Annotated in this window: 28 protein-coding genes; 7 read left to right on the top strand and 21 right to left on the bottom strand. The window is 69.1% G+C overall.

Annotated elements, in window-relative coordinates; translation table 11 throughout:
• Positions 1–35: 35 nt before the first annotated feature.
• From ACTWQA_RS17980 to ACTWQA_RS17955, 6 genes are all read right to left on the bottom strand, one after another.
• Positions 36–923 (bottom strand): diacylglycerol/lipid kinase family protein, encoded by an 888-nt coding sequence (locus ACTWQA_RS17980; RefSeq protein ID WP_443160331.1) that lies wholly within the window; start codon positions 921–923, stop codon positions 36–38.
• A gap of 80 nt (positions 924–1,003) precedes the next feature.
• On the bottom strand, positions 1,004–1,918 hold the full coding sequence (gene tatC / locus ACTWQA_RS17975; RefSeq protein ID WP_327581004.1) for a twin-arginine translocase subunit TatC: 915 nt from the start codon (positions 1,916–1,918) through the stop codon (positions 1,004–1,006).
• A gap of 26 nt (positions 1,919–1,944) precedes the next feature.
• The gene (gene tatA, locus ACTWQA_RS17970) at positions 1,945–2,256 is read right to left on the bottom strand and encodes a Sec-independent protein translocase subunit TatA (RefSeq protein ID WP_443160330.1); all 312 of its coding nucleotides are present in this window, start codon (positions 2,254–2,256) and stop codon (positions 1,945–1,947) included.
• 67 nt (positions 2,257–2,323) lie between these two features.
• Positions 2,324–2,479 (bottom strand): hypothetical protein, encoded by a 156-nt coding sequence (locus ACTWQA_RS17965; RefSeq protein WP_305921469.1) that lies wholly within the window; start codon positions 2,477–2,479, stop codon positions 2,324–2,326.
• Positions 2,476–3,447: a helix-turn-helix transcriptional regulator gene (locus tag ACTWQA_RS17960; RefSeq protein ID WP_443160329.1), complete on the bottom strand. Its 972-nt coding sequence runs from the start codon at positions 3,445–3,447 to the stop codon at positions 2,476–2,478. The genes ACTWQA_RS17965 and ACTWQA_RS17960 overlap by 4 nt, the downstream gene beginning before the upstream one ends.
• A 138-nt stretch (positions 3,448–3,585) precedes the next feature.
• On the bottom strand, positions 3,586–4,536 hold the full coding sequence (locus ACTWQA_RS17955) for a helix-turn-helix transcriptional regulator (RefSeq protein WP_443160328.1): 951 nt from the start codon (positions 4,534–4,536) through the stop codon (positions 3,586–3,588).
• A gap of 37 nt (positions 4,537–4,573) precedes the next feature.
• On the opposite strand from ACTWQA_RS17955, the gene ACTWQA_RS17950 reads away from it, so the two are divergent.
• Positions 4,574–5,641, top strand: coding sequence for a DUF3866 family protein (locus ACTWQA_RS17950; protein WP_443160327.1), 1,068 nt, complete (start codon positions 4,574–4,576; stop codon positions 5,639–5,641).
• Here the strand turns inward: ACTWQA_RS17950 and ACTWQA_RS17945 are convergent.
• From ACTWQA_RS17945 to prcB, 8 genes are all read right to left on the bottom strand, one after another.
• Complete coding sequence (locus ACTWQA_RS17945) at positions 5,587–6,066, bottom strand: DUF3291 domain-containing protein (RefSeq protein ID WP_443160326.1); 480 nt, start codon at positions 6,064–6,066, stop codon at positions 5,587–5,589. The two genes, ACTWQA_RS17950 and ACTWQA_RS17945, sit on opposite strands and share 55 nt — an antisense overlap.
• A gap of 33 nt (positions 6,067–6,099) precedes the next feature.
• Entirely contained in the window at positions 6,100–6,744 is a 645-nt protein-coding gene (locus tag ACTWQA_RS17940) for a helix-turn-helix transcriptional regulator (RefSeq protein WP_443160325.1), read from the bottom strand.
• 48 nt (positions 6,745–6,792) lie between these two features.
• Positions 6,793–7,692 carry an FKBP-type peptidyl-prolyl cis-trans isomerase gene (locus ACTWQA_RS17935; protein WP_443160324.1) on the bottom strand — a complete coding sequence of 300 codons (900 nt, stop codon included), beginning with the start codon at positions 7,690–7,692 and terminating at the stop codon, positions 6,793–6,795.
• A 383-nt stretch (positions 7,693–8,075) separates the two neighbouring features.
• Positions 8,076–9,011, bottom strand: a complete 936-nt coding sequence (locus tag ACTWQA_RS17930) for an FKBP-type peptidyl-prolyl cis-trans isomerase (protein ID WP_443160323.1) — start codon at positions 9,009–9,011, stop codon at positions 8,076–8,078.
• Positions 9,012–9,086: 75 nt separating this feature from the next.
• A complete protein-coding gene (gene pafA / locus ACTWQA_RS17925) occupies positions 9,087–10,445 on the bottom strand; it encodes a Pup--protein ligase (RefSeq protein ID WP_305921461.1) in 1,359 nt (452 codons plus the stop codon).
• A 127-nt stretch (positions 10,446–10,572) separates the two neighbouring features.
• Entirely contained in the window at positions 10,573–11,097 is a 525-nt protein-coding gene (locus ACTWQA_RS17920; protein WP_443160322.1) for a hypothetical protein, read from the bottom strand.
• A gap of 350 nt (positions 11,098–11,447) precedes the next feature.
• Complete coding sequence (gene prcA / locus ACTWQA_RS17915) at positions 11,448–12,236, bottom strand: proteasome subunit alpha (protein ID WP_443160358.1); 789 nt, start codon at positions 12,234–12,236, stop codon at positions 11,448–11,450.
• A 21-nt stretch (positions 12,237–12,257) separates the two neighbouring features.
• Positions 12,258–13,025, bottom strand: coding sequence for a proteasome subunit beta (gene prcB, locus ACTWQA_RS17910; protein WP_327580993.1), 768 nt, complete (start codon positions 13,023–13,025; stop codon positions 12,258–12,260).
• A gap of 286 nt (positions 13,026–13,311) precedes the next feature.
• On the opposite strand from prcB, the gene ACTWQA_RS17905 reads away from it, so the two are divergent.
• From ACTWQA_RS17905 to ACTWQA_RS17885, 5 genes are read left to right on the top strand one after another with little or no spacing between them, the layout of a single operon-like run.
• Entirely contained in the window at positions 13,312–14,685 is a 1,374-nt protein-coding gene (locus tag ACTWQA_RS17905) for an extracellular solute-binding protein (RefSeq protein ID WP_443160321.1), read from the top strand.
• Positions 14,660–15,586, top strand: a complete 927-nt coding sequence (locus tag ACTWQA_RS17900; RefSeq protein WP_443160320.1) for a carbohydrate ABC transporter permease — start codon at positions 14,660–14,662, stop codon at positions 15,584–15,586. The genes ACTWQA_RS17905 and ACTWQA_RS17900 overlap by 26 nt, the downstream gene beginning before the upstream one ends.
• A complete protein-coding gene (locus tag ACTWQA_RS17895; protein ID WP_327580990.1) occupies positions 15,583–16,401 on the top strand; it encodes a carbohydrate ABC transporter permease in 819 nt (272 codons plus the stop codon). The genes ACTWQA_RS17900 and ACTWQA_RS17895 overlap by 4 nt, the downstream gene beginning before the upstream one ends.
• Positions 16,398–17,462 (top strand): ABC transporter ATP-binding protein, encoded by a 1,065-nt coding sequence (locus ACTWQA_RS17890; protein ID WP_443160319.1) that lies wholly within the window; start codon positions 16,398–16,400, stop codon positions 17,460–17,462. The genes ACTWQA_RS17895 and ACTWQA_RS17890 overlap by 4 nt, the downstream gene beginning before the upstream one ends.
• A gap of 48 nt (positions 17,463–17,510) precedes the next feature.
• A complete protein-coding gene (locus ACTWQA_RS17885) occupies positions 17,511–18,569 on the top strand; it encodes a DNA polymerase IV (protein WP_443160318.1) in 1,059 nt (352 codons plus the stop codon).
• A gap of 6 nt (positions 18,570–18,575) precedes the next feature.
• Here the strand turns inward: ACTWQA_RS17885 and ACTWQA_RS17880 are convergent, their stop codons facing one another.
• Both ACTWQA_RS17880 and ACTWQA_RS17875 read right to left on the bottom strand, forming a co-directional pair.
• Positions 18,576–19,424, bottom strand: coding sequence for an endonuclease VII domain-containing protein (locus ACTWQA_RS17880; protein WP_443160317.1), 849 nt, complete (start codon positions 19,422–19,424; stop codon positions 18,576–18,578).
• Positions 19,425–19,609: 185 nt separating this feature from the next.
• Positions 19,610–19,819, bottom strand: a complete 210-nt coding sequence (locus ACTWQA_RS17875; protein ID WP_305921452.1) for a ubiquitin-like protein Pup — start codon at positions 19,817–19,819, stop codon at positions 19,610–19,612.
• Between the two features lie 146 nt (positions 19,820–19,965).
• Here ACTWQA_RS17875 and ACTWQA_RS17870 point away from each other — a divergent pair, with 146 nt between their 5' ends.
• Positions 19,966–20,373 carry a hypothetical protein gene (locus ACTWQA_RS17870; protein WP_327580986.1) on the top strand — a complete coding sequence of 136 codons (408 nt, stop codon included), beginning with the start codon at positions 19,966–19,968 and terminating at the stop codon, positions 20,371–20,373.
• Between the two features lie 3 nt (positions 20,374–20,376).
• Here the strand turns inward: ACTWQA_RS17870 and dop are convergent, their stop codons facing one another.
• The 5 genes from dop to ACTWQA_RS17845 form a co-directional block, all read right to left on the bottom strand.
• Entirely contained in the window at positions 20,377–21,891 is a 1,515-nt protein-coding gene (gene dop, locus ACTWQA_RS17865; protein WP_443160316.1) for a depupylase/deamidase Dop, read from the bottom strand.
• Positions 21,892–21,977: 86 nt separating this feature from the next.
• Entirely contained in the window at positions 21,978–23,075 is a 1,098-nt protein-coding gene (locus ACTWQA_RS17860; RefSeq protein WP_443160315.1) for an acyltransferase family protein, read from the bottom strand.
• A gap of 88 nt (positions 23,076–23,163) precedes the next feature.
• On the bottom strand, positions 23,164–23,418 hold the full coding sequence (locus tag ACTWQA_RS17855; protein WP_443160314.1) for a hypothetical protein: 255 nt from the start codon (positions 23,416–23,418) through the stop codon (positions 23,164–23,166).
• 388 nt (positions 23,419–23,806) lie between these two features.
• On the bottom strand, positions 23,807–25,570 hold the full coding sequence (arc, locus tag ACTWQA_RS17850; RefSeq protein ID WP_327580982.1) for a proteasome ATPase: 1,764 nt from the start codon (positions 25,568–25,570) through the stop codon (positions 23,807–23,809).
• 204 nt (positions 25,571–25,774) lie between these two features.
• Positions 25,775–26,626, bottom strand: a complete 852-nt coding sequence (locus ACTWQA_RS17845; RefSeq protein ID WP_443160313.1) for a tRNA (adenine-N1)-methyltransferase — start codon at positions 26,624–26,626, stop codon at positions 25,775–25,777.
• Positions 26,627–26,637 lie beyond the last annotated feature (11 nt).

Genomic DNA, 26,637 nt, shown 5'->3' with positions numbered 1-26,637 from the left:
GGCCGCCTCGCCCGGACGCCTTTACAATGTAGATCTCAAACGATGATCCGCAGCGCCCCGGGCCGTATCTCGCACTCCACCGGGACCGGCCCGATCCGCTCCCCGTCGGCGTACGCCACCACGTCCGCGGCCTCCAGCCGCACCCTGCGCGCCCGCCGCACCGACACCGCCCGGTGACCGACATGCGTCCCCCGGTACACGCTGGGCAGCGCCCTCAGGAACTCCGGCTTGGAGATGGCGCCCACCATCACCACGTCCAGCAGCCCGTCGTCGGGCCGGGCGTCCGGGCACACCCGCATCCCGGCCCCGTACGAGCAGGTGTTGGCCACGGCCACCAGCATGGCCTCCTGTTCGACCACCTCGTCCTCGTCGAAGGTGACCCGGAACGGGATCGGCCGGAACGACCGCAGCTCCTCCAGCGTCGCGACCAGGTATCGAGCCATCCCGGGCGGCCAGGTGCGCCGGTTGGCCCGCTCGTTGACCCGCGAGTCGAACCCGCAGCACACCACGCCCGCGAACAGCTCTTCGACGCCCCCGGCGCGGATGCGGGCCGCGTCGACCGGCCGTGACTTCATGCGCAGCACAGTCCGGGCCGCCGCGATGGGGTCCGTGCAGGGCAGGCCGAGCGCGGCCGCGATGTCGTTGCCGGTGCCGGCGGGGATGACGCCGAGCGGCACGTCGGTGCCGGCCACGGCCTGCACGGCCAGGTGGACCAGGCCGTCGCCGCCGAAGGCGACGAGCGCGTCGGGGCGTTCGGCGACGGCGGTGCAGGCGCGTTCGAGCGCGTCCGCGGCGTTGTCGCCGACGATCACCGAGAGCTCGGCGCCTCCGGCACGCAACCGGCGGGCCACGGGCTCGAGCAGGCGCAGCGTCCGGCCGCCGCGGGCGGCCGGGTTGACGAGCAGCGCGATTTGCGGGGACACGCCCGGAACCTATCGCCTATCGGCCGGAACCGGAATCCTCTTCTGGCCTGGAGAGCTCCGGAGGCCCGGAGCCCTGTCCGTTAGCGCGCCGGACCGGAGTCCTCTTCAAGGCGTTTGTCGGGATCGTCGTCGTCGAGCGGCGTGTCCTCCGGCAGCGGCGTGTCCTCCGGCAGGGGCGAGGCCTCGTCGTCGGACAGGTCCGCGAACTCGCTCTGCGGCCGCCGCTTCTCCCGCAGGTACATGAACAGCTCGGCGGCCGAGAACAGCACGATCATCGGCGCCGCCAGCGCCATCATGGTGATCGGGTCGCCGCCGGGCGTCACGATGGCGCCGAACACGAACATCAGGAAGATGACCAGCCGCCGGTGCTTGGCGACCGTCGCGTGCGGCAGCACCCCGATGATGTTGAGGAACACCAGCACCAGCGGCAGCTCGAACGACACCCCGAAGATCATCAGCATGATCAGGACGTAGTCGAGGTAGTCGTCGATCGAGATGGTGGCGACCGTGCCGTCGAGGGAGAACCCCAGCAGGAACCCCAGGGCGGTGTCCATGATGATGTAGGACAGCGCCGCGCCCAGCGCGAACAGCGGGATGGCCAGCGCGAGGAACGTCATCGTGTAACGCTTCTCGGTGCGGTAGAGGGCCGGGGTGACGAACGCCCAGAGCTGGTAGAGCCAGGCGGGCGAGGACACCACGAGGCCGACCATCAACGAGACCTTCAGCGTGATGAAGAACGACGAGAAGATGCCGTTGTAGGTCAGACTGCACTCCCCGTTGAGCTGGCGCGATTGCGGGGTCGAGCAGTAGGGCTCCTTGAGCAGCTCCCACACCGGGCCGGAGACGATCCAGCCGATGATCAGGCCCACCGCCACGGCGGCGAACGCGATGAGCAACCGGTTGCGAAGCTCACGCAGGTGCTCCATGAGCGGCATCCGGCCTTCGGGGTCCGGCTCCGGCTTGGGCTTGGGACCCGACCGTTTCAGCAGCGCCATTCAGCAGTCCTGGGGACGAGGGGTGGTCAGGGACGCTTGTCTGCCTGAGCGCCGGCACGCAGGCGCGCGGCCTCCTCCTCGAGCCGGCGGGCCTGCTCCTCGGCGGAGATCACCGGCGCGGCCGGGATCTGCTGCGGGGGCACGGGCGCCTGCTGGGGCTCGGGCGTGGCCTGCACGACCGTCGGCTTGTCATCGTCCTCGGTCATCTTGCTGGTCTCGGCCTTGAAGATGCGCAGGGACCGGCCGACGCCACGGGCGAGGTCCGGCAGCTTCTTGGCCCCGAAGAGCAGGACCAACGCCACCAGGATCAGGATGATCTCTGGAGCTCCCAAGTTCATGTGACGTCCTTCATGGTGAGAGCGGTGCTGTACTTCCCCCCGATCGTACGCTGCCAGCGGCTCTGCCTCATCCCTTGAGGTCCTCTTTAAGCCTGAATTGCTCGTGAATTTGAGCGATTTCCCTGTTCAACCCGCGTGCCGCGGCCACGACGCGGGCGGCCGCGGCCGCGAGGACGGCCAGCCCGGCCAGGACGAGCCCGCCGGTCAAGAAGATCCACGTCATGGCCGGTGAGCGTACAGGGCCAGGGCGCGCTCGGCCTCCCGGTGCACGGTCTCGGCCATCCGCGGCGGGGAGACGACCCTGCCGGTGTCGCCCAGCCGCAGCGCCAGCTTGAGTATCCAGTCCTCGTCGCGGGCCCGCAACGCCACCCGCAGCCGCCCCTCGCCCAGCTCGGTGACCTGCTCACACGGGTAGTACTCGGCCACCCAGCGCCCGGCGGCGCTGACCTCCAGCTCGACCAGCTCGTCGGTCGGCGAGGGCCGGAAGACGCCCTGGGTGACGTCGATCGGCTCGGCCTCCTCCGGCGGGTCGGCGGGCACGTCGAGCACGTCCACGCCGAGCATCCGGTCGAGCCTGAACAGCCGCATCGCCTCGGCCCGGTAGCACCAGCCCTCGAGGTAGGCGCGGCCGTCGACGACCACGACCCGGGTGGGGTCGACCTCGCGCGGCGTCACCTCGTCGCGGCCGGGCACGTAGTAGCGCAGTGACAGCCTGCGGCCTCGTTTGAGTCCTTCGCGCACGCGCGGCAGCGCGTCGGGGGTGGCGTCGACGTCGACGGCGACCTGGCTGCTGACGGTGGCGGCGCCCTCGCCGGCGGCCCGCTCCAGCTTGGCCATCACCCGCGGCAGCGCGTCGCTGCCGGCCTGCACTTCGGCCAGCTCCGGGGTGGCGGCCAGCATGCGCAGCGCGACCAGCAGGGCGCTGGCCTCGTCGATGCCGAGCCGCAGCGGCCTGGCGATGGTGTCGGCGTTGTCGATGATGATCTCGCCGCCGTCCCAGGACACGTCGATCAGGTCACCGGGGGTGTGGCCGGGCAGCCCGCACATCCACACGAGCTGCAGGTCGTCGATGAGCTGCTTCTCGCTCAGCCCGAACACCGCGGCCACCTCGCCGACCTGCGCCCCCGGGTGGGACATCAGGTAGGGCACCAGCGCCAGCAACCTAGGCAGCCGATCCGCCGACCCACTCATGCGCCCTCCTTCGTCGGTCGCATGAGTGGGCCACTGCTGCGTCTAATTGCTCGCTCGCTGCGCTCGCTCACGTGCCCTCCTTCGTCGGTCGCATGAGTGGGCCACTGCTGCGTCTGATTGTTCGCTCGCTCCGCTCGCTCACGCCATGGCCCCCTTCAGTCTGCGGATGACGGCCTCGCGGGCGTCCGGCGGCTCGACGACCTCGACGTCGGCGCCGAGGCTGGCCATCCACCCGGCCAGCCGTTCGGGGTCGGAGAAGGCCAGCTCGGCCTCGTCCCACCCGTCGATGCCCGGATGCACGGCCCTGGCCAGCTGCCGCAGCCCCTCGCACGTCCCCTGGCGCACGCGGACGACGGCGACCCGCTCGTCCATGGGCTCGTCGGGGAAGCCAACCATGGCCCGCAGGTCGACACCCTGGGGCACCTGCACGGCGCCCGCCTTGCCGAGCGCGGCGACCTGCCCGGTGATGCGGCTGAGCCGGAAGGCGCGCGGTGCCTGCCGGTCGCGGTCGAAGCCCGCCAGATACCACTTGCCGCGGCGGCTGACCACACCCCACGGCTCCACGGTACGGCTGCGCACGCTCTCGCTGCCGGCGCCGCGGTAGTCGAAGCGCACGACCCGCTGGTCGCGTACGGCGTCCCACAGCGCGGGAAAGGCCGGGTCGCGGGTGTCGACGCGCAACTCCAGGGCCCCGGTGCCGACGGGCTGGTCGGTGGCCACGCCGCCGGCGCGCAGCTTCAGCAGCGCCCCTGAGGCCGCCTCGGCCAGGCTGGCGCGCTGCCACACCTGCGCGGCCAGCCCCAGCACGGCGGCCTCGTCGGGCTCCAGGGTGATCTCGGGCAGCTCGTAGGACTGCCGCTCGATCCGGTAGCCCGGCTCGTCCTCCCACGGGTCGCGCACCACGTCGATGGGGATGCCGAGCTCGCGCAACTCGTTCTTGTCCCGCTCGAACATGCGCTGGAACGCCTCGTCGCCGTCCCGGTCGTAGCCGGGCACGGCCTGACGGATCTGCTCGGCCGACAGCGGGCGCCGGGTGGCGAGCAGGCAGATCACCAGATTGAGCAACCGTTCCGTTTTCCGGCGCGACATCTGCCTCACTCCTCCTTCATGACGCTACCCTGCCCCCGTGATCAGATGGCGCAAGGGCGAGGTCGTACGGATCCGACGCGAGTGGCCGGGAGCGGTGGAGCTGGACGTCGCCGTCCCCGAGGGGGAGTGCCGGGCGCTCGCGTACCCGCCGTTGGTGGGCCGCCCGGAACCCGGCGACGAGGTGCTGCTCAACACGACCGCGCTCGCGATGGGTCTCGGTACGGGAGGTTACGCCATGGTGGTGGCCCTCCCGAACCGTTTGCCGCAAGATCCTGAGGGGCCCGGGCACCTGGTGAAGGCCCGGTACACGCCGCTGCAGGCCACAGTGCTGGGCGCGGACGAGCAGGATTCCCCCCATCACGACAGATTGCGCGAGGCGGACGCGCTGGACGGGATGCCGGTGGTGGTGGCCGACCTGCACTCGGCGCTCGCTCCGATCCTGTGCGGTCTGTACGAGTCCGCGCCCGGCAGGCGGGTGGCGTACGTGATGCAGGACGGCGGCGCGCTGCCGGTGTGGTTCTCGATGGCCGCGGCGCGGCTGCGGGAAGCCGGCTGGCTGGCGGGCGTGGTGACGGTCGGGCAGGCGTTCGGCGGCGAGGTGGAGGCGGTCACCGTGCACACGGGCCTGCTGGCGGCCAGGCACGTGCTGGAGGCCGACGTCGCGATCGTCACCCAGGGCCCGGGCAACCTGGGCACGGGCACCAAGTGGGGCTTCTCAGGCGTGGCGGCGGGCGAGGCGGTCAACGCGGCCGGGGTGCTGCGGGGACGGCCGGTGGCGGCGCTGCGGGTCAGCGAGGGCGACCTGCGCGAGCGCCACTACGGCGTCTCGCACCACTCGCTGACCGCCTACGGCCGGGTGGCGCTGAGTCCGGCGGACGTGCCGGTGCCGGAGCTGCCCGGCGAGTTCGGCGAGCGGGTCAGGGACCAGGCCGAGCTGCTGGCCGTCCGGCACCGCCTGGTGCCGGTGCCGGTGGACGGCCTGCACGAGGCGCTGCGCGGCTCGCCGGTCAAGCTGTCGACGATGGGCCGGGGGCTGGAGGAGGACCTGGCCTACTTCCTGGCCTCGGCGGCGGCCGGCAGGCTGGCGGCCTCGCTGCTGTCGTAGGCGTCCTTGAACGTGAACGCCTCGGGGCTGGGGCCCTCCGCCTTGAGGCGTTCCAGCCGCGCCATGCCCTCGGCCAGCGACGGGATGTGCCCTTCCGGGACCCACCACATCACCATGTACGGCTCCGCCATGCGCAGGAACCACTCCCTGCGGCGGCGCAGCACGCCCAGGTGGGCGCTGCGGTAGACGTAGTTCCACAGCGTGTCGAGCGACTCCCACACCGAGAAGTTGATCAGCAGGTAGTCGCCGTAGTCGTGCACGACGGTGGCGGTGGGGTCGCTCTCGCTCTCCTTCAGCCGCCAGACGAACCCGGGGGCCTCGTCGGCGATGGCGTTGATGGGCTCGAGCAGGGCGACGAACTCGGCGAGCTCGGCGGAGTCGATGGGCGCGCGCAAATGGGCGATGTTCAGCTCTGCGAGATGCATGGCGCTCAGCACACCATCCCTGCCCCTTCTATGTCAATCTATATTTGTTTTAGAAAGGGCGACGCAGCACTCCCCCGGCCGCGGATCCAGCCTCGCCCTGGCCGGGTCGTCGCCGAGCCCCTGGAGCAGCCCCTGGCACAGGGCCAGGTTCATGGAGCACACCAGCAGCGGCTGCTCCTCGGACAAGGCGTGGAACGGGCAGTTGCGCAGCCGCACCACCCCGGCCTCCTCGTACGGCTCGTAGCCGCGCTCCCCCAGCACCCGCTCGACCGGCTGCCCGGCGTGCCGGCCGGCCATGCGCTCGCCCGCGCGCCGCGCCGCCTCCTCGGCCTGCTCCTCGGCCCCGAGCAGGTCCACCACGCCGGCCAGCACCGAGGCGAGGGCGGCGTAGTCGCGCGGCGGCAGGCTCACCGACCGCTCGCCCCTGGCCCTGCGGTAGACCTTGGCGGGACGGCCGCTGCCCGGGCCCTTCTTCTCCTGCTGCCGGAACCCGCTCTCCAGCAGGCCCGCCTCGACGAGCCTGTCCAGGTGGTGCCCGGCCAGCGTCCTGGACACGCCCGCCGCCTCGGCCGCCTCTCCCCTGCCCACGTCGCCGCCGCCGGCGGTGACGGCGTCGTAGAGGCTGCGGCGTACGGGGTCGTGCAGCAAGGCCAGCGCCTCGAGGTCGTCGGTACTCACACGCGGAGTCTATTTCTCCGCGTCTCTTGGTCCGCGTCTGTTTCGCCGTCAGTACGCGGCCAGGACGTCCACCACGAAGACGAGCGTGTCGGAGCCCTTGATCCCGTACGCGGGGTGCCCCGGGGCGCCGTACCCGTACGCGGGCGGGACGATCACCAGGACGCGACTGCCGGCCGGGACGCCTGCCAGCGCCCGGTCCCAGGCCTTGATCACGGTGCCATCGCCGATCCTGAACGCCTTCGGCTGCCCCGTCGTCCAGGTCGTGTCGAAGATCCGGCGGCCGCTCCAGACCGCGCCCGTGTACTGGACGACCACGAGCTGCCCGGCCTGCGTCCTGCGCCCGGCGCCGCGCTCGAGCACCTTGGCGGCGAACCGCGCAGGCGGCGCCGTCGCGGGCACCGTCAGCTTCGGGCATGCGCCGCCGGTGACGCGCACACCTGCCAGCGTGCCGCCGCGGCCGTCGATCGAGGCGCCCTTGGGGTGGGCGCCGAGGATGTCGACGACGTAGAACAGCTCCTCGGCCGGCTGCACGCCGCTCGGCGGGTTGGGGCCGAAGCCCTGCTCGGGCGGGATCGCCGCGATCACCCGGCTGCCGACCGTGCGGCCCCGCAACGCCCGGTCCAGGCCCGGCAGCAGCCGCCCCACGGGGAACGCGGCCGGGGCTCCGCGGTTGAAGCTGGAGTCGACCAGGCGGTTCTGGCCGCCGTCCCACACGTGCGCGGTGTACGCGACGATCGCCACGTCGTCCGGCTCGAGCCGCCCGCCCTTGCCGGTGGCCAGCTCGTCCACCTGCAGCCCGGCCGCCGGCCTGCCGTCGGGGAAGGCGATCGTGGGCCTGGCACCGAACGCGCCGCCCACCTTCAGCTCCAGGCTCCCCGCCGGCGCGCCCGTGCAGCCGGCCGCCAGCAGGAGCGCCGACAGGAGCGGGGCGACGGCACGGCGGAGCATCGGTCCTCCCACGCGAAACGGCCCGCCGACGCTGCGCCGCCGGGCCTGGCGATGCTACCGCGACGCCAGATCACACGTCAGCAAGCCCGGAAATATCCCCCCATGCCGTGAGACCCCATGTCCCCTCGTGGCCCACAATCCCGCACAGCCGCCACAGTGCCCCCATGAGCGCCACCCCAGCGCCCGACGCGCAGTACGGCCCTCCGCCGGAACCACGCCACGGCAACCGGCCATCGCCGGACACGGCGCGTGACTCTCACCCTCGCCCACCACGGGACGCTGAGCCACGGCAGACGCGGCGCCGACCTGCGGCCCGGCGGTCCGGGCAGGGTACGCGGGGCAGCGCACACCCTGCCCGGACCGTGGGCGCCCAACGAACCGGGTCAGTAGGCGGCGAGGATGTCCACGACGAACACCAGCGTGCTCTTCGCGGGAATGTTCTGCTGCGCCTGGTCGCCGTACCCCAGGTCCGGCGGGATGCTCAGCACGACCCGGCTGCCGACCGGCACCCCGGCCAGCCCCTGCTGCCACCCCTTGATCACTCCGTTGAGCGGGAACTCGGCCGGCTGCCCCCGCTCCCAGCTGGAGTCGAACTGCTTGTCGGTGCCCCAGATCTTGCCCGTGTAGTGCACGGTCAGCGTCTGAGTGGGCTGCACCTTCGCCCCGGTGCCCTCGATGATCGTCTTGACGACGAGCTTGTCCGACGGCTTCTCGGAGGTCTTCGTGGTCAGCGTGGGCGCCTTGTCGCCGCCCGGGTTCTCGACCTTGGCGCCCGCGAGGCTCTGGCCGGTCTCCTTGCCGGTGGCGGCCTTCAGCGCCGCCGGCTGCGCGCCGACCACGTCGATCACGAACACCTTGGTCGGCTCGGCCGGCGCGGTCTGCTGCTGCTGTTGCGGGATCGAGTCGTTGGCCAGCACGGCCAGCAGCCGGCCGCCGTGCTTGACCTTGGTGAAGCCCTCCTGCAGCACCTGCGGCAGCTGCTCGTTGACCGGGATCGTCTCGGGCGCCTTCGTGTCGTACGAGGAGCCCTGGACGGCGTTGCCCTTGCCGTCCCAGTTGAAGACGGTGAGGTTGACGATCAGCTTGTCGCCGGCCTTGACCGCGGCGCCGGTGCCCGGCTGGATCACCTCATACGACGACTTGGTCGCGGGCGAGCCGGAGGGGAAGGTCACCGTGGGCTTGGCGCCCACATTCCCGGTGACCTTCACCCCAGCGTTCACCCCGGCGGAAGCGCCGGTCGCGGGACTCTCTTCAGAGCCGCACGCGGCGGCGAAAAAGATCAACGGCATGGCGGCCAGAACGGCCAGAACGCGGCGCATGCGCTTCCCTCGGAAAAGACGGCAGATTCGCGTCACCCTACCCGACTCCCGGGTAGGGCCGAGGTAAACCGATGGCTACATCCCGGCGATGAGCTTGTCCACCCGCTCGTCCACGCTGCGGAACGGATCCTTGCACAGCACCGTGCGCTGCGCCTGGTCGTTCAGCTTGAGATGCACCCAGTCGACGGTGAAGTCGCGGCGCTTCTCCTGCGCCTTGCGGATGAACTCGCCCCGCAGCCGCGCCCTGGTCGTCTGCGGCGGCACCGACTTGGCCTCGAAGATCTTCAGGTCGGAGGCCACCCGCTCCACCGAGCCGCGCTTCTGCAGCAGGTAGAACAGGCCACGCTTGCGGTGCACGTCATGGTAGGCGAGGTCCAGCTGCGCCACCCGCGGCGACGACAGCGGCAGGTCGTACTTCTTGCGGTAGCGCTCGATCAGCTGGTATTTCGTCACCCAGTCGATCTCCCGCGAGACCAGGTCGAGGTCGCCGGTGTCGACCGCGCGCAGCGTGCGCTCCCACAGCTCCAGCACCCGGTGCGCGATGGCGTCGCCGCCGCGCCGGTCGACGAAGTCCTTCGCCTTCGACAGGTATTCCTGCTGGATCTCCAGGCTCGACGCCTCCCGCCCGTTGGCCAGGCGGACCCGACGGCGGCCGGTCATGTCGTGGGAGACCTCGCGGATGGCCCTGATCGGGTTTTCCAGCGACAGGTCGCGCATCACCGTGCCCGCCTCGATCATGCGCAGCACCAGGTCGGTGGCGCCGACCTTGAGCAGCATGGTGGTCTCGCTCATGTTGGAGTCGCCCACGATGACGTGCAGGCGGCGGAACCGCTCGGCGTCGGAGTGCGGCTCGTCACGGGTGTTGATGATGGGCCGGGACCGGGTGGTGGCGCTGGAGACGCCTTCCCAGATGTGCTCGGCCCGCTGCGACACGCAGTAGACGGCGCCGCGGGGCGTCTGCAGCACCTTGCCGGCCCCGCACACGATCTGCCGCGTCACCAGGAACGGGATCAGCACGTCCGCCAGCCGCCCGAACTCCCCGTGCCTGCCGACCAGGTAGTTCTCGTGGCAGCCGTAGGAGTTGCCGGCCGAGTCCGTGTTGTTCTTGAACAGGTAGATGTCACCCGCGATGCCCTCCTCGCGCAGCCGCTTCTCTGCGTCGACGAGGAGTCCTTCGAGGATGCGCTCGCCGGCCTTGTCGTGGGTGACGAGCTCGATGACGTTGTCACACTCGGGTGTTGCGTATTCAGGATGGCTGCCCACGTCCAGATACAGACGTGCGCCGTTGCGGAGGAAGACGTTGCTCGATCGGCCCCAGGACACGACCCGCCGGAACAAGTAGCGCGCGACCTCGTCGGGCGACAGCCTGCGCTGTCCCCTGAACGTGCAGGTCACGCCGTACTCGTTCTCCAGCCCGAAGATGCGACGATCCATTACCTCACACTATGCCTGCGGGTCGGCCAGTGGGAGAGATCTTCCCAGGTGTTTTCCGCCGCGCGCGTACGGCCCGCCTCGTCCCGCGCCCGCCCCCACGGGGCGCGGGTGCTCGCAGGCGTGCGCGTCAGGGCGTATAGATCTCCTGAACCTTGACGATCCTGCTCTTGTGCACGGTGATGAGCGCGGGCACCGGCGTGCGGCCGTGCCGCTTGATCAGCGTGGTCCTGGAGCACTTCTTGCTGCCCAGGCCGGTCTTGCTGCTCACGGTCAGGTCCCCCATCGACGCCTTGCAGCCGTACGCCGACAGGAACAGCACGTCGTTGGCGATGGGCGAGGCGTACGCCGTCGCGTCGCCCTCGGGCGGCCCCACGAAGTGCCCTTCGGTGTGGCTGCCCTTCTTCCACTTGATCGGCTCGTACTCGGCCACGCCGCCCCGCACGTGGGTGATCCAGCCGCGCAGGATGCCGTCGTGGCGGGAGTGGATGCCCTTGGTGAAGTCATGCTTCGGGTCGGGCTGGAACGAGGTGCCGAAGGTCTTGGGCGCCTTGTAGTCCGGGTAGGCGGTGGCGGCGTGGGCGGCCACGCCCGACGTCAGCATCACCGCAGCGGCCGCGCCGCCGGCCACGAGGGCCCGCAGGGAAGTGTTCACGGATTCTGAGATCCTCGATCACGCCAGCCGGTTCGGGCATATCAGGGTGATACAGATCACATCGCCGACCGGCGCGGCGTCCGGCACATGCCGCGCCCACTGCGCCCCCTCACCCGCTCAGCACACCGCTCCAGCACCCGGGGGCGCGTCTGCCCTCGAAGGGCCGTGGACCGAGGAGCAGCCATGGGGACGTCAGTAGGCCGGCAGGGCGAGGAGCCCTCGTCCACGGGCTCCGCGCACGGACCCGCCAGGGGGATCGGCGGGCGGCCGAGCACGGCCCGGCCTGGCCCGGCTATCTGCCCGGGAACCGCCGATCGGGCGACGGCCCCGGGGGAAAATCGGGAGAGAACCTACAGGGGCGAGGAGCCGTCGTCCACGGGCCCTTCGGGGCCGGTGGGAGGCGGGGTGTCGGAAGATGGGGCCGTGGGCGGCGGCTCGGGCGGAGGTGGGGTGGCGGAGGTCTGAGCCAGGAGGCGCTCCAGGCGAACGCCCGTCAGCCGCAGGAACTTACGGTGCTCCCGGTTGCGGTCGAGAACCGCCACCTCCAGCTGCCCCACCGGCGGCCGCTCCCCACCGGGCTCCGTCAGCGCCTGCAGGGCCACCTCCAGCGCGTCGGCCAGCGACATCGACTCCCGGTAACGCTCCTTCAGCCGGCTGACCACCGCCTCCGCCTGGCCTCCCATGGCCGCGAAACCGTGCTCGTCGAACACCGACCCGTCGAACGTCAACCGGTAGATCGCATCGCTCTCCGGAGTCTCACCCACCTCGGCGATCACGACCTCCACCTCCAGCGACTTGATCGACTCGGTGAAGATGCGGCCCAGGTTGGAGGCATAGAGGTTGGCCAGGCCGCGGCCGGTCACGTCGGTGCGGTCATAGGTGAAGCCGTTGATGTCGGCGTAGCGGATGCCGCCGCGCCGCAGCTCCTCGAACTCGTTGTAGCGGCCCACGGCCGCGAACCCGATGCGGTCGTAGATCTCGCTGATCTTGTGCAGCGCCCGCGACGGGTTGGGCGCCACGAACAACAACCCGTCGACATACTGCAGCACGACGACGGAACGGCCCCGCGCGATGCCCTTGCGCGCGTAGTCGGCCTTGTCCCGCATGATCTGCTCAGGGGACGCATATCCAAAAGGCATGGACACAGGCGGTGGTCCTTTCTAGCGCAGCGGGGCGATGGGGCCGTCGGGCGAGATCAGGCGGGCTTCCAGCATCTGGTCGACGTAGCCGGAGATCTGCTCCTCGCTCAGCCTGCGGAAACCGTCGGCGTCGATCACCGCCACGATCGGCCAGATCTTCCTCGTCACGTCGGGACCGCCGGTCGCGGAGTCGTCGTCGGCCGCGTCATAAAGCGCCTGAATCAGCGTCATCGCCATGTCGTCCGCCGACGCGCCGTCGCGGTAGAGCTTCTTCAGCGACCCGCGGGCGAAGATCGAGCCCGAGCCGATCGCGTCGAACCTCTCCCGCTCGTAAGGCCCGCCCGCCACGTCGTAGCTGAAGATGCGCCCCTCGTCCTTGTCCGGGTCGTAGGCGGCGAACAGCGGCACCACCACCAGCCCCTGCATGGCCATGGCCAGGTTGCCCCTGATCATGGTGGCCAGCCGGTTGGCCTTGCCCTTCACCGACATGCCCAGGCCCTCGAGCTTTTCGTAGTGCTCCAGCTCCACGCGGAACAACCGGGCGAACTCGATGCCCGTGCTCGCCGTGCCCGCGATGCCCATGCACGAGTATTCGTCGGCGCGGAACACCTTCTCCACGTCACGCTGCGAGATGATGTTGCCCGACGTCGCCCGCCGGTCGCCCGCCATGACCACGCCACCGGCGAAGGTGGCGGCCACGATCGTGGTCGCGTGCGGAACCTGGTCGCCGATCGGAGTGGCCAGAACCTCATCCCGCAGCGGCAGCAACTCCGGCGCATACGAGCTCATGAACTCCGTGAACGAAGAGCTCCCGGTGTTACGGAAAAGATGGTCCACCAAGCCGGCGGGCAGATCCCTGTGCGATGCCACGCGACTCCTTCCCAAACGTCAGTGTTCCTAGGGCGACCCTACTCATGTTGTGCTGCTGTCTGCACTTCCCACGATCAGCTCACGGCGAACCCCTCCCCTGCGTGACCCCCGAAAACGCCGGGCCTCGTATCCAGATCGTTTCTTTACGCCGCCAACGGCCCATGCGATTGTCGGTATGTCTGCACGTCCTGCACAGGAGGCCGACATGCGATTCCCCAGCCGACCTGCGGTGATCGCCGCCACCGCCGTCCTCGTCCTCACCTCCTGCGGCACGGGCACCGAATCCAGCCCGGGGAGCATCACCCTCACCATCGCCGCCAACTCCATCCAGGGCGGTAAGAACTCCGAGTCGGCCACCTGGATCAAGAACTGGGTGATCCCCGAGTTCGAGAAGACCCACCAGAACGTCAAAGTGCTGTTCCAGCCCAGCGGCGTCGACGACGAGCAGTACAAGACGAAGATCGCCCTCGACCTCAAGTCGAAGGCCGGCGCCGACGTCATCGACGTCGACGTCGACGGCATCTGGGTGGGCGAGTTCGCCCAGGCCGGCTACATCAAGCCGCTGACCGACGTCGGCGGGCCCGGCGTCGAGCAGTGGGAGGGCTGGTCGCAGATCCCGCAGGCCGTCCAAGGGCTGGGCATCTTCGACGGCAAGAAGTACGGCCTGCCGCAAGGCACCGACGGCCGCGTCCTGTTCTACAACAAGACCCTGTTCGCCAAGGCCGGGCTGCCCGAGACGTGGGAGCCCAAGAGCTGGCAGGACATCATCGACGCCGGCAACAAGCTCAAAGCCGCCGGCGTGCCCGTCCCCATCCAGATCAACGCCGGCACCGCCATGGGCGAGGCCACCACCATGCAAGGCGTGCTGCCGCTGCTGGCCGGCGCCGGCTCCGAGATCTACGCCGCCGGCAAGTGGGCCGGCGACTCGCCGGCCGTCAAGGACGTGCTCGGTTTCTACCAGCAGATCTACGGAGGCAGCGGCCTCGGCGACCCCAAACTCCAGCAGGAGGCCAAGGGCCGCGACAAGTCCTTCGCCCAATTCGCGCAAGGCAAGATCGGCATCCTGGCCGAGAGCGACTACTTCTGGCGCTCCGTCGTCGAGCCCAACGCCGGCGTCGCGCCCATGAAGGACCGCGACCAGGTCGTCGGCTACACCAAGATCCCCGCCAAGCAGCCCGGCGGCGGCATCCGCGGCCAGGATCACGTCAGCATGTCAGGCGGCGCCGTACGCGTGCTCAACCCGTTCTCCAAGAACCCCAAGCTCGCCTGGGACCTGCTCGCCTTCATGCACTCCGCCGAGGCGACGAAGTCGCAGCTGGCCGGCCAGGTGCGCATCAGCTCCCGCACCGACGTCAACAGCGAGGTGCTCACCGCCGACCCGATGCTCAAGTACATCGCCGACGAGGTGCTGCCCCTCACCGCCTACCGGCCGGGACTGGCCGTCTACCCGCAGGTGTCGACCGCTCTGCAGGAGGCCACCGCCGCCGTCGTCAGCGGCAAGAGCGCCGGCGAGGCGGCCGCCGCCTACCAGACCAAACTGGAGGAAGTGGTCGGTGGCGCGGCCAACGTCGGCGGCTGACGCCGCCGGGCTGGGCAAGGGCAGGGCGATCACGTTCGTCCTGCCCGCCCTCGTCCTCATCGCCGTCTTTCTCGTCTTCCCCGCGCTGTGGACCATCTACCTCGGGCTGACCGACTACCGGCTCACCGGCCTGGCCGCGGCCAACCCGCAGGTCGTGGGCCTGGACAACTACACCGGCGCGCTCGAAGACCCCCGCTTCCTCACCTCGCTGTGGCTGACCGTCCTGTACGTCGGCGGCTCGGCCATCATCGGCCAGGCCGGGCTCGGCTTCACCCTCGCCTGGATCCTGCGCGCCCGCACCGGCCCCGTGCGCCGCCTCGTCGAAGGCGTTGTGCTGCTGTCGTGGATCCTGCCCAGCACCGTCGTCGGCTTCCTGTGGTTCGCGCTGCTCGACCGCGACGAGGGAACACTCAACGCGCTGCTGCACACCCCCGGATTCGCCTGGCTGCTCGACTACCCGCTGCTGTCGATCATCATCTTCAACGTGTGGCGCGGCACCGCGTTCTCCATGATGTTGTACGCGGCCGCACTCGAGAACGTGCCCCCCTCACACCTGGAGACCGCCCGCCTGGCCGGCGCCAGTGTGCCGCAGCAGCTGCGCGACGTCGTCTTCCCCCGCATCCGCCGGCACATCCTGACGAACCTGCTGCTCATCAGCCTGTGGACGTTCAACGACTTCACGCCGTTCGTCCTCACCGGCGGCGGCCCCGAAGGCCGCTCGGAGATCCTGCCCGTGTACGTCTACCGCGTCGCGCTCAGAGACGGCCAGCTCGGCGCCGGCGCCGCCATCTCCTTCCTCATCCTGCTCATCAACCTGATCTTCGCCCTGGCCTACCTGCGGCTGCTGCGCGGCCAGCGCCGCCAGCAGGAGGTCGCCGCCGCCGGAGGACCACCCGCATGATCCGCCACGTCGTCGGCCGCCTCGCCGCCACCGTCTTCATCGCCGTCGTCCTGGCCTTCTTCGCCCTCCCCATGCTCTGGCTGGCCAGCGCCCCCTTCGACGACACCCCCACCATCACCACATCGATCCCCGAGTTCACGCTGCGCAACTTCGCCGCCATCCTCGACAACCCCTACGCGCTCGGCTCCATCGGCAACTCCCTCATCCAAGGCGGCGGCGCCGCCGCGCTCGTCGTCGCCCTCGCCGCCCTCGCCGCCTACGCCCTGTCCCGAGTCCGCGTACCCGGCCGCGACGCGCTGCTCTATCTGCTCCTGCTGCTGTCGTCCGTCGTCACCGGCACCGCCGCCATGGTGCCCATCTTCGAACTCGCCACCCGGCTCGACCTCATCGACACCCACCTCGGCGTCATCCTCGTCGTCTCCGGCGGCCTCCTGCCCGCCGCGATCTTCATCCTGAAGGACTTCATGGACGAGACGCCCACCTCCTACGAGGAGTCCGCCCGCGTCTTCGGCGCCTCACCCCTGCAGATCCTGCGCCACATCGTCATCCCCCTGGTCCGGCCGGGCCTCGCCACCATCGCCGTCTGGGCCCTCGCCAGCGTCTGGGGCGGCTTCCTGTTCCAGTTCATCCTGCTGCGCGACCCGGAAAAGGCCCCCGGCTCCGTCATCCTCTACACCCTCTACACCGAAGGCGGCGCCCCCAGACTCGACCTCATCTCCACTTTCTCCCTGCTGTACTCGCTGCCCGTCGTCGTCATGTACCTGTTCGTCTCCCAGCGGTACGGCTTCCGCTTCCACGGAGGGATCAAACGGTGATCTCTCTTCACGGCCTCACCAAGATCTTCCCCGGCGGGGTGCGCGCCCTCGACGGCATCGAGCTCACCATCGCCGACGGCGAGTTCTTCGCCCTCCTCGGCCCCTCCGGCTGCGGCAAGACCACCCTCCTGCGCACCATCGCCGGCCTCGAAACCCCCACCGCCGGCAGCGTCCGCATCGACGGCAGAGACGTCACCGCCCTCCCGCCCGGCGACCGCGACGTCGCCATGGTCTTCCAGGACTACGCGATCTTCCCCCACATGGACGTCACCGCCAACATCGCCTACCCCCTGCGCATCAAAAAGGTCCCGCGCGCCCAGCGCACCGCCAAAGCCGCCGAAGTCGCCGCCCGGCTCAGCCTCACCGAACTCCTCCGCCGCCGCCCCGGCGAACTGTCCGGCGGCCAGCAGCAACGCGTCGCCCTCGCCCGCGCCATCGCCTGCCACCCCGCCGCCTTCCTCTTCGACGAGCCCCTGTCCAACCTCGACGCCCGCCTCCGCCTCGAAGCCCGCACCTTCCTCAAACGGCTTCAACGCGAACTCGCCGTCACCACCGTCTTCGTCACCCATGACCAGGCCGAAGCCCTCGCCCTCGCCGACCGCATCGCCGTCATGTCCCACGGCCGCATGATCCAGATCGGCACCCCCGCCGACATCTTCCACCGCCCCGGCACCACCTTCGTCGCCTCCTTCATCGGCTCCACCCCCATGAACCTCCTCCCCGCAGAGGTCACCCCCGCCGCCCTCCACGTCGCCGGCGCCGCCTTCCCCGTCCCGCCCGGCCTCGCCCCCGGCGACCACATCACCTACGGCGTACGCCCCGAATACATGCACCTGTCCCCCACCCCACGCCCCGACGCCTTCCCCGGCACGGTCTCCGTCCTGGAAAACCTCGGCACCCACACCCTCGTCACCCTCGAAACCCCGGAAACCCTCATCCAACTGGTCGTCCCCGAAGGCGACGAACCCCCCACCGGAACCCAAGCCTGGGCCGTGCCGCGCCGCAGCCTCATCTACCGCGACGAGACACTCCACACCAGCGAGAACCACCAGGCCCGCTGAAAGCGGCGCAACGGGGCCCTCCGCCCCGCACCGGCCATACTGGACAGCATGACCACCAGGCCATCCAGCCCCGCCAGGGACTGGATCCTGCACGTCGACCTCGACCAGTTCATCGCCGCCGTCGAAATCCTCCGCCACCCCGAACTCCGCGGCAAACCCGTCGTCGTCGGCGGCAGCGGCGACCCCACCCAACCCCGCACCGTCGCCGCCACCGCCACCTACGAAGCCCGCGAGCACGGCATCCACTCCGGCATGCCGCTGCGCACCGCCCTCAGACGCTGCCCCGACGCGATCTTCCTCCCCAGCGACCCACCCGCCTACGAAGCCGCCTCAGCACGCGTCATGGCCGTGCTCCGCGAATTCCCCGTCCGCGTCGAAGTCTGGGGCTGGGACGAAGCCTTCATCGGCGCCGCCACCGACGACCCCGAAGCCCTCGCCGCCGACCTCCAGCGCGCCGTGCGCGCCCGCACCGACCTGTCCTGCTCCGTCGGCATCGGCGACAACAAAAACCAGGCCAAGCTCGCCTCCGGCTTCGCCAAACCCGCCGGGATCTACCGCCTCACCAGCGACAACTGGGCCGAGATCATGTACGCCCGCCCCACCGACGCCCTCTGGGGCATCGGCGCCAAAATCTCCAAGAAACTCGCCGCCCTCGGCCTGCACACCGTCGCCGACCTCGCCGCCGCCGACCCCGCCGCACTCGCCCGCGCCTTCGGCCCCACCAACGGCCCCTGGCTGCGCTACCTCGCCCTCGGCAAAGGCGAAGCCGAAGTCGTCACCACACCCTGGATCGCCCGCGGCCACAGCCGCGAAACCACCTTCCCCCACGACCTCACCGACCCGGCCGAGATCACCCGCCACGTCGCCGCCCTCGCCCAACAGGTCGCCCACGACGCCGCCACCGCAGGCCGCGAAGCGATCCGCGTCTCCGTCAAGGTCCGCTTCAGCCCGTTCCTCACCCGCACCCGCCAGTCGAAGCTCCCCGCCCCCACCACCGACCCGGACACCCTGTCCCGCACGGCAGTCGCCATCCTCGGCCGCTTCGACCTCAACCGCCCCGTACGCCTCCTCGGCGTAGGAGTCGACTACACCATGCCGGAGAAATAACCGGGCTCAACCCACCCGGGTCGCCCGGGAATAGAAATCAGCACGAAGCTCCTCCTCCGCCCGGAACAACTCCGCCAACTCCTCCTCGGAGACCGCCACCTCCTCGAAATCATCCGGCGAGACCGCCTCGACATACGAAAGCGCCCGCCACACCACCGCCGGATCATCCCTGAACTGCCCGATCCCGGTATTGCACGGCAAACACAACGCATGCCGCACATCACCGGTCCGATGACAATGGTCCACATGCTCCGGCGGCCGATCCCAGCACACCACACACAAGCCGTGCTGCGCCGCGACCATCTTCTCGACGTCCTCATGCCGCATCCGATAACGCTGCGACAGGTGATAAGTCCGCGTCCGCGCCACAGAACCGCCGTCACGCTGCTCCGGCAGAATGACGAAATCCGGCCAGAGAACCTCCCCGTCCAGATAGAGCGCGGCCAACTCCAGCAGCACCGTGTTGTCGCCGAAGTGGCCGAGCCCGTTGTTGCAGTTGAAACAGAGAACGCCCCGGACCTGCCCGGTCGCGTGACTGTGGTCGACGAACGTGCCCGGCACGGCCCGGCAGATGGCGCAGAGCCCGCCCTGCTGGGCGAGCATGCGCTCAAAGTCGTCCTCGGTGATGCCGTAACGGAGCTTCAGCTTGTAATTCCGATCGCTCCCGTGATTCTTAATTTTGTTCTCGCGAACCACCAACGTGTGGCACGGCTTGCAGTACGCAGTGAGCCCATCATTGCTGGACCGATTGCTACCGAACTCGGCACGGGGCTTGATCTCCGAACACCGAGGACAGAACTTCTGCCCTTCGGGAATTTCAACCCGCTCGCGCACGGTTTTCCCTTGCTCGCCCATGCGCTTGCGATAACTCTGAGTGGAACGCTTCCGGAAGCAGCCCTTGCAATACCGCGCAAGCCCATCAGCCATGCGCTTATTGCGCCCGAACTCAGAGACCGCCTTGGTCTCCCCACAGTCCGGGCACCACTTAGCTCCGTCCGGCGTTTCCACCCGATCTACCCCATTCGCCTGTCCGTTTTGCCCTACTCTCCGCCCTTTTGCACGTAACTGCGCACGAATTCCTCTGCGTTCTCTTCGAGAACTTCGTCTATTTCGTCCAGAATCGCGTCGACATCGTCAGTGAGCTTCTCCTGTCGCTCCTGAACGTCAGACGCCTCCGCAGCCTGGGTCTCCTCGACCTCGGCCTCACGCTTCCCGGTCTGCTTCTGACCGCCGGTGTCCTTGGTAGCCATGTCCTACCTCCACTTGGGGGACTGCCTCTAGGCATATCTTCCCCGAACCAGCCGACATTTCGCGCCGATCGCCCAGCGATCTTGTCCTATTGACTAGATAGTCCTCCTATCCAATACTGGGATGCCGTACCCACAAGGAGGTTGAGATGTCCCCTTCGTCCCTGAGCACCGCAGGTGTGCTCCTCATCACAGTCCCCGGCGTGGCCTTCGGCGGCATCACGTTGCTCAAGTTCCTCATGCGCAACGTCCCGGGCTACCTGGACAACCCGGTCCGCCGCGGCCTGTGGCGGGCCGGCCACGCGCATGCGGGCGTCCTGGTCCTGTTCAGCCTGGTGGCGATGCTGTACGTGGACCAGGCGAGCCTGCCCGAGGGCGTGAAGGCGCTGACGCGCACGCTGATCGTGGCAGCACCGATCTTGATGCCGCTGGGTTTCTTCCTGTCAGTGGTGCGCCCGAGCGACACGAAGCCGAGCAGGCTGATCTGGCTGACGTTCGCCGGCGGCGCGTGCCTGGCGGCGGGCACGCTGACGCTGGGGATCGGCCTGCTGCTGTAAGGGTCAGTCTCCGCCGGTGAGTGCCGCGACGAGGTCCGCAGCGGTCCTGCACCGGTCGAACAGCTCACCCACGTGGGCCTTGGTGCCCCGCAGGGGCTCCAAGGTCGGCACCCGCTGCAGCGATTCGCGGCCGGGGATGTCGAAGATGACGGAGTCCCAGGAGGCGGCGGCGACGGATTCGCTGTATTGGCTCAGGCACCGGCCGCGGAAGTAGGCGCGGGTGTCGTTCGGGGGACTTTCCACGGCCCGCTGGACTTCGTCTTCGGTGACGAGGCGCTGCATGCGGCCACGGGCGACGAGCCGGTTGTAGAGGCCGCGCTCGGGCCGGATGTCGGAGTATTGGAGGTCGACGAGCTGGAGTCTGGGGTGGGACCAGGCGAGGCCGTCGCGGCTGCGGTAGCCCTCGAGGAGTTCGAGTTTGGCGACCCAGTCGAGCTCGCGGGAGAGCTGCATGGGGTCTTCGGCGAGGCGGGTGAGGACGGACTCCCAGCGGTCGAGGATGTCCTTGTTCATCTCGTCCTGGGCGGTGCCGCGTTCTTCGACGTATTTGCGGGCTTGCTCGAGGTATTCCATCTGGAGCTGGATGGCGGTGAGCTTGCGTCCGTCGCGCATGGGGATCTCGTACTTGCAGCTGGGGTCGTGGGAGACGGCCCGGAGCGCCTGTACGGGGCTTTCAACAGCCAGGTCGCGGGTGAGGAAGCCTTCTTCGATCATTGCCAGCACGAGCGCGGTGGAGCCGAGCTTGAGGTAGGTGGAGATCTCCGACATGTTGGCGTCGCCGATGATCACGTGGAGTCGCCGGTATTTCTCGGGGTCGGCGTGGGGCTCGTCGCGGGTGTTGATGATGGGCCGCTTGAGCGTGGTCTCGAGGCCGACTTCGACTTCGAAGAAGTCGGCGCGCTGGCTGATCTGGAAGCCTTCGCCGCGGGAGTCCTGGCCGATGCCGACTTTTCCGGCGCCGACGACGACTTGACGGGAGACGAAGAAGGGGGTGAGGTGGCGGACGATGTCGGCGAAGGGGGTGGCGCGCCGCATGAGGTAGTTCTCGTGGCAGCCGTAGGAGGCGCCTTTGGCGTCGGTGTTGTTCTTGTAGAGCTGGATGGGCGTGTTGGAGGGAATGGCGGAGGCGCGGGTGGCGGCGTCGTACATGACGCGTTCTCCGGCTTTGTCCCAGAGGACGGCGGCCCGGGGGTTGGTGCATTCGGGCGAGGAGTATTCGGGGTGGGCGTGGTCGACGTAGAGCCGGGCGCCGTTGGTGAGGATGACGTTGGCCAGCCCGAGGTCTTCGTCGGTGAGCTGGGTGGGGTCGGCGACCTCTCTGGCGAGGTCGAAACCGCGCGCGTCGCGCAGCGGGTTTTCTTCTTCGAAGTCCCATCGTGCCCTGCGCGCGCGGGCCGCCGAGGCGGCCAGGTAGGCGTTCACGACCTGTGAGGAGGTCACCATCGCGTTGGCGCCTGGCTGGCCGGGTACGGAGATGCCGTACTCGGTCTCGATGCCCATCACCCGACGCACCGTCATGCAACACCCTCTGTTCGTCCGGATCTGTCTATCCGCCGTTTATATGCCCGAGCCTATGCCCTTCACAGTGCCCCAGGGTCACAGAGTTATGGCACCGACGCCTTTTCCACCTGTACGGCCGGAGCTGTTGGGGTTTGTGTGGGTCTGCGGGGCTTGAGTAGCCGCTGGATGGGGCGTTCGGCAAAGGAGTAGACCAGGTACGACAGCAGGATGGCCGTCAGCGTGGCGATGACGGCGACGGCCCAGGGGGGCAGGTCGCCGGTGAGCGCGGGAATGAGGAGGGCGGCGACGACCCCATGGAACAGGTAAAGAGGGTATGTGGTGCCTCCGAGCGCGGTGAGCGTTTTGGAGGGTTTGAGGCGTAGGAAGCCGAGCGCCGCGAGCGCCATCACCGCGAAGATCACGGTGATGGTGATGATGACGCTGGTGTCGGTGACGGGCATGTTCTTGAACCCGGCGGCGTCGATGCGCCGGTGGACGCGGGCGAGCGCGGAGTCGATCGACATGCCGTAGGCGGCGGCGACGTAGAGCCAGGGCAGCCAGGAGCTGCCGTGTTGGCGGACGAGGTACAGGCTCATGCCGGCGACGAAGTAGGGGGCGTAGTCGGGCATGACGATCTCGTCGAGGACCGGATTGTCGAGAATCCCGGCGTGCCCGAGCACTTTGACCGCCAGGGCGGCGGCCAGCCAGAGGCCGGCGAAGGCCAGGACGCGCCCGTACGTGACGCCGATGATCACGAGGATCGCCATCAGCAGGTAGAAGCGGAGTTCGGCCCACAGCGACCAGTAGACGCCGCTGGCATCGGTGATCTTGAACAACCGCTGGAACATGGTGGCGTTCACCAGGTATTCGCCTGGGGAAAGTTTTGGGTCGAGCACTTTGACACCGGTGAGCCCGTAGAGGGCGGCGACGGCACCGAGGCTGAGCCAGTACGCCGGGTAGAGGCGGACGAGCCGGGAGCGGGCGAACGCGCCCAGGCCGCGCCCCCAGACGGTCATGAGGATGACGAACCCGCTGATGATGAAGAACAGTTCGACGCCGAGGATGCCGAGCCCGGCGAACGGCGCGAGCGCGGGGAACAGCTCGGCGGGCCGGTCGCCCCAGACGGAGGCGAAGGCGACCAGGTAGTGGAAGGCGACGACGGCCAGAGCGGCGACGAAGCGCAGGAGGTCGAGTTCGGCCAACCGGCCGTCCTCCCGAGCGTGTTTGGGCCGGTTGGGGGAATGCACGCCATCTTTGACGGAAATAAGGTCACTTTGGTTCCATTAGCACCTATATTCCCAGGAGCAACACGCGCGAGGCGGCGTCGAGGCCGAGAGCGGCGCCGTGGCCGGCGGGCCGCCGGGTGGCCGCCTTGGCCTGGTCGTCGGTGATGGTGAGGTCGGCGAGGCGCGTCAGGAGGCGGTGCCTGGCTCGCCAGGGTCCTGCCGGTGCACGATGAAGGCGGCGAGCCGCCACCCGCGCTCGTGCGCGGCCCGCTACCCGGGCGGCCATGGTGGCCCCGTAGTCGTCGCCGTCGCGCCGCACCCCCGAGCGCGCGCAGCCGCCGCGCGAACACCTCGGGGACGCCCTGGCTGACGTAGACGGCGCGCGACCTCGCGCACGCCGGAGGCGACGGACATCCTGTGGGTGCCGTCGCCTGCGCAGACGACCGGGCCGCTGGGCGGGCAGGTGGACGGCGTAGGCGCCGCCGGGCGCTTGTGAAGCTGCCGGGCCCCATGCGGCCGCTCTCGTCCTTGACGTGCACGGCCCGCGTGCCCGGGCCAGGCCGGGCAGGATGTGAACGGGCGTGGGCCGGTGGGCGGGGTGCCGGTCGAAGTGGGCGCGGGCCTAGCGGGCGCGGTCGCCGGGTCGGGACGGCCGTGGGGCACACGAGAGCGGGAGGGCCGCCCGGCCCTCCCGCTCTCGTGTGGTGTTACAGGTATTGACCGGTGTTGGCGACGGTGTCGATGGAACGGCCGGCCTCGGTGCCCTGCTTGCCGGAGACGAGCGTGCGGATGTAGACGATCCGCTCGCCCTTCTTGCCGGAGATGCGGGCCCAGTCGTCGGGATTGGTGGTGTTGGGCAGGTCCTCGTTCTCGGAGAACTCGTCCACGCAGGCCGTGAGCAGGTGCTGCACCCGCAGGCCCTTCTGGCCGCTTTCGAGGAACTGCTTGATGGCCATCTTCTTGCCCCGGTCGACGATGTTCTGGATCATCGCTCCGGAGTTGAAGTCCTTGAAGTAGAGGACTTCCTTGTCGCCGTTGGCGTAGGTCACCTCGAGGAAGCGGTTTTCCTCGCTCTCGGTGTACATCCGCTCGACGACGCTCTGGATCATGCCGCCGATCGTGGCCTCGCGAGACCCGCTGTGCTCCGAGAGGTCTTCGGGGTGCAGCGGCAGGTCGGCGACCAGGTACTTGGAGAAGATGTCCTTGGCCGCCTCGGCGTCCGGCCGCTCGATCTTGATCTTGACGTCCAGGCGGCCGGGCCGCAGGATCGCCGGGTCGATCATGTCCTCGCGGTTGGAGGCGCCGATGACGATGACGTTCTCCAGGCCCTCGACGCCGTCGATCTCCGACAGCAGCTGGGGGACGATGGTGTTTTCCACGTCGGACGACACGCCGGAGCCGCGGGTGCGGAAGATCGAGTCCATCTCGTCGAAGAACACGATCACCGGGGTGCCCTCTGAGGCCTTCTCACGGGCCCGCTGGAAGACCAGGCGGATGTGCCGCTCGGTCTCGCCGACGTACTTGTTGAGCAGCTCCGGGCCCTTGATGTTGAGGAAGAAGCTCTTGCCTGATTGGCCGGTCTTCTCCGCGACCTGCTTGGCCAGGGAGTTGGCGACGGCCTTGGCGATGAGCGTCTTGCCGCAGCCGGGCGGGCCGTAAAGCAGCACGCCCTTGGGGGGCCGCAGCTTGTGCTCGCGGAACAGGTCGGCGTGCAGGTAGGGCAGCTCGATGGCGTCCCTGATCTGCTCGATCTGCCTGCTGAGGCCGCCGATCTCCTCGTAGGAGATGTCGGGGACCTCTTCGAGCACGAGCTCTTCGACTTCGGACTTGGGTATGCGCTCGTAGACGTAGCCGGAGCGAGGTTCGAGCAGGAGCGAGTCGCCGGCCCTGATGGGCTGGCCGACCAGCGATTCGGCCAGGCGCACGACACGCTCTTCGTCGGCGTGCGAGATGACCAGGGCCCGCTTGCCCTCGTCGAGCAGTTCTTTGAGCATCACGATCTCGCCGACCTCTTCGTAGCCGAGTGCTTCGACCACGTTGAGCGCCTCGTTGAGCATGACCTCCTGGCCACGCCGCAGCGAGTCGATGTCGACGGCGGGGCTGACGTTCACCCGCAGCTTGCGGCCGCCGGTGAACACCTCGATCGTGCCGTCTTCTCTGGCCTCGAGGAAGGTGCCGAAGCCGGATGGCGGCTGCGCCAGCCGGTCGACCTCCTCCTTGAGAGCGACGATTTGGTCCCTGGCCTCCTTGAGTGTGGCCACCAGGCGTTCGTTCTGGCCGGTCACGGCCGCGAGGTTCGCCTGCGCCTCATGGAGACGTTCTTCGAGGACCCTGGCCTGACGGGGTGACTCGGCCAGCTTCCGCCTCAGCGCGGTGATCTCCTCCTGGAGGAAGGAGACCTGTGTTGAAAGATCAGCGACCTCCCGTTCGCGCTGCGCGGCTCGAGCCTCAGCATCATCGCGAGCTGCCACGCCCCGTCACCTCCTTCCCAGTCGAGGGCGACTACTTAGGACCTTACCTATCTCGGGCCCCTCCGTAACCTGGCCGGGCAGTGTTCGTAGAGTGACATTCAGTGTTCGGTGAATAATCCTCAATAGTGCGTTTAATACTCCCAGCATAGGAACACGGCAATCTGTTCCCGTGTCACGCACGAACGCACCCTCGTGGCCAAATTGTCATAGTTCTTCAGTGGTCCCCTTCGGTCGACGGCGTCTCGGCGGGGGCGTCACCCCGTCCGCCATGCGGCGGGCGGTGACGAGGAAGCCCGTGTGGCCGATCATCCGATGATCAGGTCTTACCGCGAGCCCTTCGACATGCCAGTCGCGAACCAGGGTCTCCCACGCATGCGGCTCGGTGAAACACCCGTGATCGCGGATCGTCTCGACCGTCTTGGACATCTGCGTGGTCGTGGCGACGTAGCAGCAGATCACGCCACCTGGCGTGAGCGCCTTCGCGGCGGCGTCGACGCACTCCCACGGGGCGAGCATGTCGAGGATGACCCGGTCGACGTCGACCTCGTCGATGGAGTGGACCAGGTCGCCGACGACCAGGCGCCAGTTGTCGTCCATGGGCCCGCCGTAGAACTTCTCGACGTTCTTGCGGGCCACGTCGGCGAACTCCTCGCGCCGCTCGTAGGAGGTCACGTGGCCCTCGGGGCCGACGGCCCGCAGCAGGAAGCAGGTCAGCGCGCCCGAGCCTACTCCGGCCTCGATCACCCGGGCGCCGGGGAAGACGTCGGCCATGCCGACGATCATCGAGGCGTCCTTGGGGTAGATGACCGCCGCGCCGCGCGGCATGGCGAGCGTGTAGTCCTGCAGCAGGTGGCGGAAGGCGAGGTATTGGGTGCCGCCGGAGGAGCGCACGACGGAGCCCTCAGGCTGCCCGATCAGGTCGCTGTGCGGGATGGCGCCCTTATGGGTGTGGAAGACGCCGTCCTGCTTCAGCGTGATCGTGTGGCGCTTGTTCTTGGGGTCGGTGAGCTGCACCTGATCCCCCGCCTGAAAAGGCCCATGCCTGCGGAAACCCATGGCCGCAAGGT

It is taken from the genome of Nonomuraea sp. 10N515B (assembly GCF_052245915.1).
Taxonomy (GTDB): Bacteria; Actinomycetota; Actinomycetes; order Streptosporangiales; family Streptosporangiaceae; genus Nonomuraea.
Note: the sequence above shows the minus strand (reverse complement) of the source record. Positions and strands in the feature narration are given on the sequence as shown.